General features: G+C 73.8%; 8 protein-coding genes. 6 read left to right on the top strand and 2 right to left on the bottom strand.

The window, feature by feature from the left end; all coding sequences use genetic code 11:
• Positions 1-16: 16 nt before the first annotated feature.
• From ileS to WMF33_RS25450, 4 genes are all read left to right on the top strand, one after another.
• The gene (gene ileS / locus WMF33_RS25465) at positions 17-3,913 is read left to right on the top strand and encodes an isoleucine--tRNA ligase (protein ID WP_437322275.1); all 3,897 of its coding nucleotides are present in this window, start codon (positions 17-19) and stop codon (positions 3,911-3,913) included.
• Between the two features lie 29 nt (positions 3,914-3,942).
• Positions 3,943-5,202, top strand: coding sequence for an AAA family ATPase (locus tag WMF33_RS25460; RefSeq protein ID WP_437322274.1), 1,260 nt, complete (start codon positions 3,943-3,945; stop codon positions 5,200-5,202).
• The gene (locus WMF33_RS25455; protein WP_437322273.1) at positions 5,195-5,821 is read left to right on the top strand and encodes a DUF4276 family protein; all 627 of its coding nucleotides are present in this window, start codon (positions 5,195-5,197) and stop codon (positions 5,819-5,821) included. Before WMF33_RS25460 ends, WMF33_RS25455 begins: the two co-directional genes overlap by 8 nt.
• Positions 5,822-6,452: 631 nt before the next feature.
• On the top strand, positions 6,453-7,673 hold the full coding sequence (locus WMF33_RS25450) for an AAA family ATPase (protein WP_437322272.1): 1,221 nt from the start codon (positions 6,453-6,455) through the stop codon (positions 7,671-7,673).
• Positions 7,674-7,852: 179 nt separating this feature from the next.
• Here the strand turns inward: WMF33_RS25450 and WMF33_RS25445 are convergent, their stop codons facing one another.
• Positions 7,853-8,545: an HAD family hydrolase gene (locus WMF33_RS25445; RefSeq protein ID WP_437322271.1), complete on the bottom strand. Its 693-nt coding sequence runs from the start codon at positions 8,543-8,545 to the stop codon at positions 7,853-7,855.
• Between the two features lie 133 nt (positions 8,546-8,678).
• Here WMF33_RS25445 and WMF33_RS25440 point away from each other — a divergent pair, with 133 nt between their 5' ends.
• Both WMF33_RS25440 and WMF33_RS25435 read left to right on the top strand, forming a co-directional pair.
• On the top strand, positions 8,679-10,790 hold the full coding sequence (locus WMF33_RS25440; protein ID WP_437322270.1) for a hypothetical protein: 2,112 nt from the start codon (positions 8,679-8,681) through the stop codon (positions 10,788-10,790).
• A 33-nt stretch (positions 10,791-10,823) separates the two neighbouring features.
• Positions 10,824-13,241, top strand: a complete 2,418-nt coding sequence (locus tag WMF33_RS25435; protein ID WP_437322269.1) for a hypothetical protein — start codon at positions 10,824-10,826, stop codon at positions 13,239-13,241.
• Between the two features lie 19 nt (positions 13,242-13,260).
• Here the strand turns inward: WMF33_RS25435 and WMF33_RS25430 are convergent, their stop codons facing one another.
• The gene (locus WMF33_RS25430; RefSeq protein ID WP_061622765.1) at positions 13,261-13,815 is read right to left on the bottom strand and encodes a 3'-5' exonuclease; all 555 of its coding nucleotides are present in this window, start codon (positions 13,813-13,815) and stop codon (positions 13,261-13,263) included.
• Positions 13,816-13,962: the final 147 nt, after the last annotated feature.

Raw genomic sequence — 13,962 nt, 5'->3', positions numbered from 1 at the left:
GCTACTAGGCCGGGCCATGTCCGAAGCGTCCTCGAAGAAACCGACCGACGGCCCGCACGAGCCCCTGTTCGACAAGGTGGCGACCGAGCTGAACTTCCCCGCCGACGAGGCGAAGATCCTCGCCTTCTGGAAGCAGCACCGCATCTTCGAGAAGACGCTCCGCGCCGAGACCCGCGCCACCGGCCCGTCCAAGGGCACGTTCGTCTTCTACGAGGGCCCGCCGACCGCCAACGGCATGCCGCACAACGGCCACGTGCTCACGCGCGCCGTGAAGGACGTCTTCCCCCGCTACAAGACGATGCGCGGCTACGACGTCCCGCGGAAGGCCGGCTGGGACACCCACGGGCTGCCGGTCGAGGTCGAGGTCGAGAAGGAGCTGCGCATCCACGGCAAGGCCGACATCGAGCGCTACGGCGTCGAGCCGTTCATCTCGCGCTGCATCGACTCGGTCTTCCGGTACACCGAGGCGTGGGAGGGCCTGACCGACAAGATCGGCTTCTGGGTCGACCTCGACAGCGCCTACGTCACCTACCACCGGAGCTACATCGAGAGCGTCTGGTGGGCGCTCTCGCAGCTGCACAAGAAGGGGCTGCTCTACCGTGGCCACCGCGTCTGCTGGTGGTGGCCGCAGGGGGGGACGGCGCTCAGCGCGGCCGAGGTCGGCTGGAACTACAAGACCGTGGACGACCCGAGCGTGTTCGTGGCGTTCCCGCTCGTGGACGAGCCGGACACGGCGCTCTGCGCCTGGACGACCACCCCGTGGACCTTGCCCTCGAACGGCTACGCCGCCGTGCGGCCCGAGTTCGACTACGTCGTCGTGGACGCGGGGGCGCCCGCGGGCGGGGCGGCGCCGGTGGCCCGGAAGCTCATCGTCGCCGCGGCGCTGCGCGAGGAGCTCGCGAAGAAGTTCAAGCGCGACCTGCCCGTGCTCCGCGAGCTCAAGGGGAGCGAGCTCATCGGGAAGCGGTACCGCCCGCCGTTCGACAGCTACTCGAGGTCGCTCGAGGGCGCCACCTTGCGGCGGAAGGACGGCAAGGAGGAGCCGCTCTACTGGGTCGTGATCGGCGCCGACTTCGTCACGCTCGACTCCGGCACCGGCGTCGTCCACATCGCGCCCGCGTTCGGCGAGGACGACTTCAACGCCCACAAGCGGCGCGTCGCCGAGCTCGCCGAGCCGGGCGCCGCGGGCGAGGTGCCGATCCTGTGCGCGGTGCGGCCGGACGGCACGTTCGAGCCGGGGCTCACGCCGTTCTCGGGCCTGTGGGTGAAGGACGCCGACCCGCTCATCCTCAAGGATCTCGCGGCCCGCGGGCTGCTCGTCCACGACGAGAAGTACCGCCACGACTACCCGTTCTGCTGGCGCGCCGACGACGATCCGCTGATCCAGCTCGCGCGGCCCGCCTGGTACATCAGGACGCGCGAGAACATCGACAAGGCGATCGCCAACAACCGCGCGATCCACTGGATGCCGCCCCACATCCAGGAGGGGCGCTTCGGCGACTTCCTCGCCAACAACGTCGACTGGGCGCTCTCGCGCGAGCGGTACTGGGGGACGCCGCTCAACGTCTGGATCTGCGCGAACAGCGAGGAGCACCAGCTCGCCCCGGCGTCGGTCGCCGAGATCGAGGCGCTGAACCCGCGCGCCTTCGACCACTTCCACGAGGCGAAGAAGGCCGATCCGAGCCTGAACGACCACCTCATCGTCCACAAGCCGTGGATCGACCGGGTGACGTTCCCCTGTCCCACGTGCGGCGGAGAGATGCGGCGCGTGACGGAGGTCATCGACGCGTGGTTCGACAGCGGGAGCATGCCGTTCGCGCAGTGGGGCTACCCGCACGCCCCGGGCTCGAAGGAGCTGTTCGATCGCGCGTTCCCGGCGGACTTCATCAGCGAGGCGATCGACCAGACGCGCGGCTGGTTCTACTCGCTCTTGATGGTCTCGACGCTGGTCTTCGACGAGGCGACGCAGGAGAAGCTCGGGCTGTCGCGGGTCCGGAGCTACCCGCACCCGTACAAGACGTGCGTCGTGCTGGGGCACGTCTGCGACCGCGAGGGCAAGAAGGAGAGCAAGTCGAAGGGCAACTACACGCCGCCCGAGGTCATCCTCGAGCGCGTCCGGATGGAGTTCGCCGCGGTGCGCGCCGCCGAAGTGAAGGGAGCGCAGCCGAAGGACGGGGTCGCGCTCATCGCGCGCGAGGACTACGAGGGGCTCGACCTGACGGGCGACGCCGCGAAGGTGCGCATGTACCGCGCCGATCGCGAGGCGCAGCCGATCACCATGGAGCTCCGGCCGCAGAAGGGCATGCCGCGGCGGATCGTCGCGCTCTCCGAGGCCGATCTCGACAGGCTGGGCCTCACGCCCGGGCAGGGGGCGCTCTCGGTGATGCCGAACGACGTGCCGCGGCTCGATCAAGCCGAGCGCGTCACCATCGAGGACCCGTCGACCTCCGCGCCGGGGGCCGACGCGTTCCGGTGGTTCTTCTACGCGTCCTCCCCGCCGTGGACGAACACGCGCCACTCGCTCACGAACGTGCGCGCCCTCCAGAAGGAGTTCGCGGTCAAGCTCCGGAACGTCTACTCGTTCTTCACGATCTACGCGAACATCGACGGCTTTTCGCCCGCGGAGGGGAACCCCGGCGCGACGGACACGTCGCCCGCGGCGCTCGCGGCGAGCGCCGGCTACCGGCCGGCGAAGGAGCGGTCGCTCCTCGACCGGTGGATCCTCTCGGAGCTCGCGCTCTCGACGCGGGAGGTGACCGCGCACCTCGACGAGTACCGCCTGTACGAGGCCGCGCAGCGGCTGGTCGATCTCGTGGACGCGCTGTCGAACTGGTACGTCCGCCGGAGCCGGGCGCGCTTCTGGGCCCCGTCTCCGACGTGGGTCGAGGATCGGCTGTCGCCGTCCTCTCCGGCCGATCCGCTCGACGTCGCGCCGGGCGCCGTGCGGGCGGCCCAGGACAAGCGCGACGCGTACTTCACGCTCTACGAGGTGCTCGTCGCGATCGCCAAGCTGAGCGCGCCGTTCACGCCGTTCCTCGCCGAGGCCATGTACCAGAACCTGGTGCGGCGGCCGTGGCCCGCGTCGCAGCCGGAGAGCGTGCACCTCGTGGCCTTCCCGGAGGCGGACCAGGCCGCGGTGGACGAGCCGCTCGCGGTCGAGATGCGCGCGGTGCGCGAGCTCGTCTCGCTCGGGCTGCAGGTGCGCACGGCGAACAAGCTCAAGGTGCGGCAGCCGCTCGCGCGCGCGGACGTCGTGCTGTCGCAGCAGGGGCTCGCGGCGGCGCTCGCCGAGCACGTGCCGCTCATCGCCGAGGAGCTCAACGTGCACGAGGTGCGCTTCCTGAAGCCCGGCGAGGAGGGGAGCGCGGTCCGTTACGTGCTCAAGCCGAACTTCCGCGCGCTCGGGCCGAAGCTCGGCAAGAAGGTGCAGCTCGCGAAGCAGGTCCTCGCGAAGGCCGACGCGTCGGCGCTGCGCGCGACGCTGGCGACCGAGGGCAAGATCGCGATCGCGCTCGACGGCGAGCAGGTCGAGCTCGGCCCCGAGGAGATCGAGGTCGCCGTGGAGGCGGGCGAGGGGTTCGCGGCGGCCGGCGGCCGCGCGGGGGTCGTCGTGCTGCACACGGCGCTCACGGACGCGCTCCGCGACGAGGGGCTCGGCCGGGAGATCCTCTCGCGCGTGCAGGGGCTGCGCAAGGAGCTCGACCTCGGCTTCACCGAGCGGATCCGGCTCGCGCTCGACGGCAGCGAGCGGGCCCGCAAGGTGGCCGGGGCGGCGCGGGAGATCCTGATGCAGGAGGCGCTCGCGGCCGAGCTCGTGCTCGGGCCGGCGCCCGCGGCGTGGGGGCAGGCCGAGCGGCGCGAGCTCAGCGTCGACGGCGAGGCGCTCGCGATCGCGGTCGCGCGCACGGCGTGACCGCGTCTGGGGGGGTAGGTTGATCCGCGATGATCACCAAAGTCTGCGCTCGCAACTTTCGCAGCATCGGGGAGCGGATCGAGCTCGAGCTCGGGGCGATGACGGTCCTCGTGGGGCCGAACGCTTCGGGCAAGAGCAACGTCGCGGACGTCCTGCGGTTCCTGTCCGAATGCGTGACCACATCGCTCGCCAGCGCGGTTGCTGCTCGGCACGGGTTCCGTACCCTGCGGCATGGCGGTTCCTGGGGGCCTCCTGATGTGGTCCTCGAGGTTCACATCGAGCGCGAGCATGGCGCGGGCATCTGGGGATTCACGCTCGCCTCTGACGGGGACGAGGACGGCGTTCACGTGGAGCGAGAACGTGCGGTTTGGTTCCCCGGACCGGCGCCAGATGCTGCTACCCGAGCGCGTGTCTTTGCGTTGATAGAGCGGCCCAGCTCGACGTGGACCGAGGAGGAGCGGAACCTCTACGGCGCCCAGCAGCCCAACCTGACAGGGGGCCGCCTCGCCGACCTTGGCCCACCCTCTTTCGCGACGCGCAGAGCGTTCGATAGCCTAAGGCTGCCGCTCGTTCACCATCGAGACGAGCTCGTGGCGTCTGCAGCCGGATCCGAGGAGCTCAACCCCTTCGGCGGTGTGATGGATGAGCTGCGCCGGATCGCCGTCTATTCATTGTTCCCCGACGTGCTCCGTGCTCCACAGCTCCCGGATCCTTCCAAGCCGATGAGCACGAAGGGGAGCAACTGGGCGTCGATCTTGCGGGCGCTCAATCGCTCCACCTGGGGGACTGAGCTTGTCGCCGCCCTTGGGCGCATCGCAGCGGATATCGACGATTATCGTGTTACCCAGGCGGGCGGTTTCCTGATCCCGGAGTTCCGTCACGGCCTCGACGCACATGGACGGGAGCGCTGGCATGGCGCTGCGCAGGAGTCGGACGGCACGCTGCGCGTCGCGGCCCTGCTCACTGCGCTTTTCCAGGATCCAGCGCCCGTGCTCCTCGGCTTCGAGGAGCCGGAGCTCGGCGTACACCCCGGCGCGATCCCGCTGCTGTTCGATTTCCTGAAGGAAGCGTCGACGCGCAGCCAGATCCTGGTCACGACGCACAGCCCTGACCTCCTAGACCTGCTGCCCATCGATGACATCCGCGTCGTGGAACGGCGCGAGGGCGCAACCACGGTGGCGCGGGTCGACGAGCGGCAGCGCGAGCTCGTGCGCAAGCGCCTGATGTCGGCCAGCGATCTCCTCCACGCCGAGGGCCTCCGCCCCGAGGGAACCGCCGGCGATGAGTAAGGCCTACCTGGTCGTCGAGGGCCACGGTGAGGTCGAGGCGGCGAGGAACCTGGTCATCCGGCTCTGGGCCGACCTCGCGCTGCCGCACGCGGTATGGGGAGCGCCGAAGTGCGGCAAGGCGCTCAATACCCGCGCCGGCGTGCTGCAAGCCTGCGAGCTGCTGCGCAGCGAACGCGACTGCAGCTTCGCGTTGCTGCTCCGCGATCAAGACGACGGATGCCCTGCGGCAGCGGGACCCGAGACCGCGGCATGGATCGCCGCGGCGAGCCTGCCGTTCCCCGTGGCCGTGGTGCTGGCCCACCGCGAGTTCGAGGCGTGGTTTCTGCCGTGCATCCACCTCATGGCGGGCCGGGAGATCCGGCCCGGCGTGCGCATCGCAGAAGGCACGGCGTGTCCGGAAGACCCCGAGGGCATCCGCGACGTGAAGGGGTGGCTCTCGAAGCACTTCCCGAAAGGCAAGGCGTACAAGCCCACGCTCGACCAGCTCAAGCTCACCCAGTGGATCGACTTCGGCGTGCTCCGCACCTCCAAGGCGAGGTCGTTTCGCACCCTCGAGAACGCGCTGCGGTTCCTCGCCGCGCCCGGCGCTCTCAGCGTGTACCCGCCTCCTCGACCCTAGCGCGCCTCGGCTCACCGCCGCGGTTCCGTGCCGAGCCTTACGATCCCGCGGGGCGCGATCGCCCGACCTCGCGGGGTGGCGCTTCGCCTGTAAGGATCTTGTTGCGGCCATCGCGGACGAGGCGTTCGATGATCGTCCGTCGGGTGGGGAGCATCGAAGCGTCTCAGGAGGGTACCGAGGGCCGCCTAGCACCGGCCCGAGAGGGGCGAAGGCTGACCCCGCCGCCCGGATATTTTCGCGGCATGAACATGCCAGCGCCCGCCGGCCCGCTCCCACGTCGTCCGGATGTCCCAGGCGCGCGGCTGCCTGTCCCAGGCGCGCAGCAGCCTGCCTCAGCCGTACAGCGCGACGCGTCCCAGGAGCGCGACGCGATGTCCCTGGTCGTCGTGCCTGCGTCCCTGACGCGCGCTCCGGTGTCCCTGGAGGTCGCTCGGGTGTCCCTGACGCGCGCTCCGGTGTCCCTGGAGGTCGCTCCGGCGTCCCTGAGGTCCGCTCCAGCGTCCCTGAGGTCCGCTCCAGCGTCTCTGGCGCGCTCTCCGGCGTCCCTGGAGGGCCACCCAGCCTGTCCGGCTCGCGCTCCAGCTGCGCGGGAAGGGGAGCGCACGGCCCGGGAGAGGGGCTCCGCGCCGCGATGATCACCCACGTCTACGTCAGCAACTACGGCAGCATCGGGCCCGGCATCGAGCTCACGCTCGGCGCGCTGACCGCGCTCGTCGGCCCGCCCGGCGCGGGGAAGGGGTGCCTCCTCGATGCCGTGCGGTTCCTCGCCGAGTGCGCCAACGGGGCGCTCGAGCAGGCGGCGGCCAGCCGCCGCGGCGGCGGCGCGCTGCAGCGCCCCCGCGACAGCGGCGCGGTCACCACCCTCGGCGTCGCCGTCTCCAGGACCGAGGGCCACGGGTTCTGGCTCGTGCAGCTCGCGCCCGGCGACCGGGAGGGCGAGACGCGCGTGAAGAGCGAGACGGCCGCGTGGTGGCAGCGCAGCGCCCTCACCCGGCTCGTCAAGCCGGGCCTCCGCGACGTCTTCGACGCCGGCAGCGACCCGCCCGAGGTCTCCTTCGACCGGCTGAAGGGCAGCCCGAAGGGGTTCTCGCGCAAGGACAAGGGCCGCAGCGGCACGCTCGCCTACCGCGGCGTCGCCCCCATCGCCGTGAGCGGCGCCAGGCTCGTCCTGCCGCTGCTCTCCGATGGACCGCTCACCCCGATGCGCGACGAGCTGCGCCGCGCGGTCCTCTACTCCCTCGCGCCGCGCCCCCTCCGCTCGCCCCAGAAGATCAGCGCCTCCCGCCGCCTCCGCGCGAGCGGCGAGAACTGGGGCTCCGTCCTCCGCGCGCTCGAGAAGGAGCGCTGGAGCGAGCAGTTCCTCGCCAGCCTGTCCCAGGTGCTCGGCGACGTCGACGGCGCCCGCGCCCTCTCGTCCGGCGGGTTCCTCGTCCCGGAGCTGCGCCACGGCGTCGACGACGGCGGCCGCGAGCGCTGGCGCGCGGCCACGGACGAGCCGGACGCGACGCTCCGGCTCGCGGCCATGGTCACCGCGCTCTCGCAGGAGCCGCCGCTCGTGCTCGCCGGCTTCGAGCACCCCGACGCGGGCGTCGATCGCGGCGCGCTGCCGGCGCTCGTCGAGTACCTGCGCGGCGCCTCCGCCCAGCGCCACCTCCTGCTCACGACCGAGAGCCCCGCGCTCCTCGACCTCCTGCCGCGCGAGTCCGTCTACTCGGTGGCGCTCCGCGACGGCTCGACCACCGCGTCGCCCATCGGCGAGCCCGAGCGGCGGGCGCTCCGCGAGCAGCTCGTCGCCGCCGAGGGCCAGCGCGCCCGGGATGCGCGCTCCGATCGGCCCCCGCGTGGCCCCTGAGCCGCGACGACTTCCGCGGGTCAGAGCTCCCGCCAGGGATCTGCCTCGCGCGCGAAGGGAACCAAACGCAAAGGCGCAAAGACGCAAAACTACAAATCTTTTTTGCGCCTTTGCGCCTTTGCGCCTTTGCGTTGAACTCTTTCTCCCCGGATCCCTGGCAGGACTCTTGGTGGGTGGAACTACCCCGCGAGCCGCTCCCGCTCCGGCGCGAGCGGCGACGCGTCGTACCGCGCGAGGAGGTCCTCCGGATCGCGGTAGAGCGCCGCGCACCCCGCCTCGACGAGCTCCATCTCGGGGAAGCCTCCGCAGCGCAGCCCCACCGCCAGGATGCCGAGCTTGGCCGCGGCCTCGGCGCCGGACGGCGTGTCGCCGACCAGCACCACCTCGCGCGGATCGACGCTGCCCAGCCGGTCGAGCGCCGCCTCGAGGACGTCCGGATGCGGCTTCGACCTCCCCGCGTCGTCCGCCGACACCGCCCACGAGACAAGGTCGCCCACCCCGGCGCGCTCGAGGCTCGCGTCGAGCGCGCCGCGCGCCATCGACGCGGCGGCGACGATCCGGCGCCCGTCGCGCGCGACGCGCTCGAAGAGCTCGCGCACCCCCGGGAAGACGCGCGCCCCGGGGAGGAGCTCGCGCGCGTAGATCTCGTCGTGGAGCGACGCGAGCCCCGCGCCGATCCAGCCGATCTCCTCGGGCGAAAGGAACACCGGCAAGAGCCGGTCCGCGCCCTCGCCGACGTGGCGCCTGAGCTTCTCCCGCGCGACCTCGCGGCCGAACCGCGCGAAGGCCCGCTGCCAGGCGGCCGCATGCAGATCGACGGCGTCGAGGACCGTGCCGTCGACACCGAAAATGACGGCGCTGACGCTGGCCATGGCGCGACACGTGGCGCAGGGCCGGACGCACCGCCATCGGAGGGCTCCCGACGGCGCGCGGGCGCGAGCTGCGCCCCGCCCAAGGCGCGATAGACTGGGTCGAGGAGGGCGAGCGGGCAGGGCGATGCGATCCATGAACGGCCGGCTTCCGGCACTCTCGGTCTTCCTCGGCGCGCTCCTCGGCCCGGCCAGCTCCGCCGCGCAGGGCGGGCCCGCGCTGGTCGTGGTCGATCGGGACGACGACGACGCCGACGGCGTGCCCGACGGCGAGCAGGCCCGCGTGCCGTCCTCCCCGGAGCTCCTCGCGCTGCGCGCGCCGCGCGGCGCGAGCCAGGCGCCCGCGGCGATCCCGGACGGCCTGCGGCTGCTCGTCGACGGCAGCCCCGTCCAGCCGGGGAGCGCGATCCCCGCGGGCGCCCGCCGCGTCGAGCTCCAGGCGGTCCGGGCGGGCCGGAGCGAGATCGCCCTCTTCGGGAGGACGCTGCCGATCAGCGCGTTCGAGGTCCGCGCCATCGACGGCGCCGGGACGCGCATCGACATGGCGCGCTCCCACGCCTCGCTCCAGCGCACGCCCCCGGACCGGCTCGGCGACGATCCGTTCGGGAACCTCGACGATCCCGACGCGATCCGCCTGCTCGTCATCGGCGCGGCCGAGGACCTGCCGCTCACCGTCGACGTCCACTCCGCGGCGCCGTCCGGCCGGGCGATCGATCGCCTGCCCAGCGTGCCGCTCGGCCACGTCGCGTGCCCCCCGGACGTCCCGGCGGGCCTCGTGTGCGGCTCGACGCGCCCCCTCCGGGTCGTGGCCGACGACATCGACCGCAACCACCCGATGATCGCCGATCGCTCCGTGAAGGGCGAGGTCGGCGGCGCGCTCGTGGTCGCCCTGCCCGACGGGCCGAAGCTCCAGATGATCCGCATCGCCGGCCCGCGCGCCTCGCCGCTCGGGCCCCTCGGGCGCACGCGCGCGCGCCTGCGCATCCTCATGGTGCGGCCGCGCGCGGGCGGGCCGCCGCCGATGGGCGGGGACGACTCGGGCGCGCTCGCGATCGCGCGCGCGGAGGTCGAGCGCGCGAACGCCCTCTGGGGCGCGTGCGGCGTGAGCTTCGGCCCGCCGGAGGAGCTCGACATCAGCTTCGTCGACCCGCCGCGCCCGCACCTGCTCGCGATCGGCTGCGACCACGGCCTGCCGGCGAGCGGCGGCGCGATCCGGGTGCGCGTCGACGGCCACGAGGTGACCGCGGCGATCCGCCCCCGCATGCGCCCCGACGCCGCGGCCCGCGCTGTCGCCGCGGCGATCGGCGCCGCGGGCTTCTCGGTGCGCCTGTCGGACAACCCGGCCATCGGCGCGGGCGCGTTCGGGACCACCGACGTGCTCGTGCGGCGCCCGGGCGGCGCGCCCGCCGCGATCGAGCCGCCGGCGTCGGGCGCGCTGAGCACCGACCCGACGCTCACGGCGTGCATCGGCGCCGTGGAGCTCGAGGACGGCCTGCAGCACTTCAGCGACACGGACGCCATCGCCGGCACCGTGGAGGAGCGCGCGCTGATCAAGGCGTTCGACGACGGCGACCCCGCGACCATCGACGTCGTGATGGTCCCGAGCTTCGCCGGCGGCGGGCGCATCGGCGAGTCGTTCATCTTCGCCGACGGCGGGGCGATCCGGAACACGATCATCGAGGATCGCGCCGGCCTGCGCGCCGACCGCGCCTCGTTCGCGCTGTCGCACGAGCTCGGCCACGTGCTGCTCGACGAGCCGGGGCACCCCGACGATTTCGGGGTCGACACCCCGACCCGCCTGATGGACGCCGACGCGGCCAACTCGTCCGCGTACGGGCCGCGCCGCCTCACGGTGGACGAGTGCGCGCGCGCAATTAGGCAGAGCGGCGCGGCGGAGCCGCGCCTGGGCAGACAGAGCGGCGCGTCGGAGCCGCGCCTGGGTCGACAGAGCGGCGCTGCCGATCCGCGCCCGGGCACACAGAGCGGCGCGGCCGATCCGCGCCTGGGCAAACAGAGCGGCGCGGCGGAGCAGCGCCCGGGCAGGCAGAGCGGCGCGGCCGATCCGCGCCTGGGCAAACAGAGCGGCGCGGCCGATCCGCGCCCGGGCGAGCCCCCGCCGCGCGGCGCGCAGGGCGATCGGGCGGGGGACGCGGCGGCGAGCCCCCCCGGTGCGCCCGGGTTCCGGCCGAGCGGCCCGGTGCCCCTGCTCGCGCCGTGGCCGCTCGCCCCGCTCGGTCGAGAGAGGTGAAAGGCCGCTTCCCGCTGTGGTAGGAGCGGGCCCATGCGGGTCTCCCAGCGGAGCGGCCTCTTCAGCGGCGTCGCGGCCCTCGCGTGCGCCACCGTCCTGCTCGAGATCTCGCTCACGCGGATCTGCGCGGCGCTGTTCGGCGAGCCCCACGCGTTCGTCGCGCTCGCGCTGCCGCTCCTCGGCGCTGGCGCGGGCGGCGCGGCGCTCACCCTCGCCCCGTCGCTCGTCCGCCCGCCCGCGCTCTTCGCCCGCATGGCGACCCTGTCGTCGCTCGCGTCGGGCGCCACGCTCGCGGCGGTCGTCCTGCTCTCGCAGCGCGGGCCGGCGCCCGGCGCGCTCCCGTGGCTCGCGCTGCTCTACGCCGCGGCCACCGTCCCGTTCGCGCTCGCCGGCCTCGCGCTCGCCGCCGCGATCCGGCACGTCGCGTCCGAGATGCCCCGCCTCTACCTGCTCGACCTCGTCGGCGGCGCCCTCGGCGGGCTCGCGGCCGCCGCCGCGCTCCGCGCCGGCGCGCCGCGCGCCGCGCTCGCGGCGGCGATCTTCTTCGCGGTGGCGGGCGTCTTCTTCTACCTCGCGGCGCGCGGGCAGGGCGGCGAGCAGCGGGCGCCCGGCGGCCTCGTCGCCACGTTCGTGCTCGGCGGCTTCGTGCTCCTCGCCGGCGATCTCGGCGCCCCGTGGCTCCGGCTCGCCGGCCTCCGCCGGGGCGCGGCCGACCGCACCGAGCACGAGGCCTGGAGCGCGCGCTCGCTGATCACCGTCGACAAGCCGAGGGCCGGCGCGGCGATGATGCGGATCGGCAGCGCCGCGCAGAGCCCGATCGTCGACGCGAAGACGCCGCCCCCGGCCCAGCCCGAGGACATGGCCTACGCGCTCCACAAGGACCAGGGGCCGGCGCTCGTCGTCGGCGCCGGGGGTGGGCGCGACGTGCGCGCCGCGCTCAAGGCCGGGCTGAAGGACGTCTACGCCGTCGAGGGCGACCGCGGCGTCCTCGAGGTGATGCGCGGCCGGTACGCCGCGTTCAGCGGCAACCTGTTCGACAAGCCCGAGGTCCACCTCGTCGTGGGCGACGGGCGGAGCTTCGCCCGGCGCACGCCGCTGCTCTTCCGGAACATCGTGATCCCGTCGCCCGAGACCGCCGAGGCGTCGTCGACCGGCGCGCTCGCGCTGTCCGAGAGCCGGCTCCACACGGTCGAGGGCGTCGGGGACTTCCTCTCGCGCCTCCTGCCCGAGGGCACGCTGGTCCTGAGCCGCGCCGACGTCGACTTCGATCGCCTGCTCTCGCTCGCGACCGCGGCGCTGCGCCGCGCGGGCGCGGCCGAGCCCAAGGACCACCTCTTCGCGTGCAGCGCCGCGCAGCGGACCGCGCTCCTCGCGCGGCGCACCCCGCTCGCGCGCGAGGACGTCGAGGCGCTGCGCCGCCACTGCCGCCGGCACAAGTTCTCGGAGGCGTTCGCCCCCGACCGGCCGCAGACGCCCATCCGCGCGCTCATCGTCGCCTCCGGGGGCGGCCGCGCGCCCGACGCGGCGGTCGACCTGACGCCGCCCACCGACGACCGGCCGTTCTTCTCGTACGCGGTCCCGGCGCGCCGCCTCCCCGCCGTGCTCGGCGACCTCGGGGCCCTGCGCGCCGAGCAGGCGGGCCTGTTCGCGCTCGCCGCGCTGCTCGCCGCGGGCGCGGGCCTGTTCGCGCTCGCCGCGCTGCTCCCCGCGTTGAACACGCGCGCCGGCCGCCTCCTCCGCGGCGCCGCGGCGCCCGACGCCGCGCCCCGGCCGCGGCCCGCCCGCGCGCTCTTCTTCTTCGCCGCGATCGGCGCGGGCTTCGCGCTCGTCGAGCTCGCCGTCTTCCGGCACGGGCTCCTCCTGCTCGACCTGCCCGCGTACGAGCTCCCCGTCGTCCTCGTGATCCTCCTCGTCTCGGCCGGCGTGGGCGGCCTGCTCACCGCCCGCGTGGCGCCGGGCGCCGCGACGTGGACCTCCGCGCGCGTCGCCGAGGCGCTCGTCGTGGCCGCGGCGCTCGCCGCGGCGGGGCTCGTCCCGCTCGCGCGGTGGAGCCTCGGGCTCGCGGCCTTCCCGCGCGCGCTCCTCGCCGTCGCGCTCCTCGTGCCGTTCGGCCTGCTCGCCGGCTCGCTCGCGCCGCTCGGGGTCAAGCTCGTCGCCTCGATCGCGCCGGCGCTGCTCCCCTGGTGCTGGTCGCTCGGCGCCCTCGCCGGCGCGATCGCGATGCCCCTCGGCGCCCTGTGCGCGATGAACCTCGGCTACAGCGCCCTGCTGCTCGGCGCGGGCCTCGCGTACCTCCTCGCCGCGGCGGCCGTGCCGCCCGCAGCGGCCGGCGCGATCGCCGAGGGCGACGGCGCGGCGGAGCCCTCGGGCGCCGATCCCGCCGGCGCGCCGCCGGCGCGGGGCGCCGCGGGGGCGCAGCCCGACGTGCCCGAGGCCGCGCCGGTCGGCTGAGCGCGCGGCGCGCCCGGCCTCACCGCCGCGCGGCCAGGAGGACGTGCGCGAGCAGGCCCGCGATGTTGAACGCGTCGTCGCCGCCGCGGTGGTGCGTGCCCGCGAGCGGCAGGCCCGCGCGCTCCAGGGCCTCGGCCATCCCGATCTCGCGCGACAGGGCGTGCGTCACCGCGAACAGGCTCTTCACGTTGAGGTGGCTCGGGCCGAACGGGTAGGGCACGCCCCGCGCCTCGCACTGCCGCTCGAACATGCGCCGGTCGTAGTCGCCGTAGCTCGCCCAGAGGCGATCCTGCGCCTTGAGCTCGCCCCGCAAGGTCGCGCACGCCTCCTTGAACGACACGCCCGCGTCGACGTCGGCCTGCGTCAGCGTCGTCAGCGCCGTGCAGAACGGGCTCACGCGCGAGCGCTCGGGGCGCACCAGGATCGAGCGCCGGTCGCGCCGCCGGCCCGACGCGACCTCCAGCGTGCACACGCCGATCTCGATGATCTCGTTCTCCTCGCCCTCCGGCGGGCTGCCCTCCCAGCAGGTCGATTCGACGTCGATCACGAGGATGAGATCAAGACGCTTCGCCATTCGTTGTCGCCCCTACATGTCATGATGAGTACGCGCCGAGCGTAACGGCGATCGGGACACAAATTCTTTCGGGATTTTCCCGACAGGTCGAAAACGCCTCGGGCGGTCGGCTGTGTCCGGGCAAAAACTTAGTAGATACGGGACATA

The sequence above is a fragment of the Sorangium sp. So ce394 genome (genome assembly GCF_051474665.1).
GTDB lineage: Bacteria > Myxococcota_A > Polyangia > Polyangiales > Polyangiaceae > Sorangium > Sorangium cellulosum_D.
Note: the sequence above shows the minus strand (reverse complement) of the source record. Positions and strands in the feature narration are given on the sequence as shown.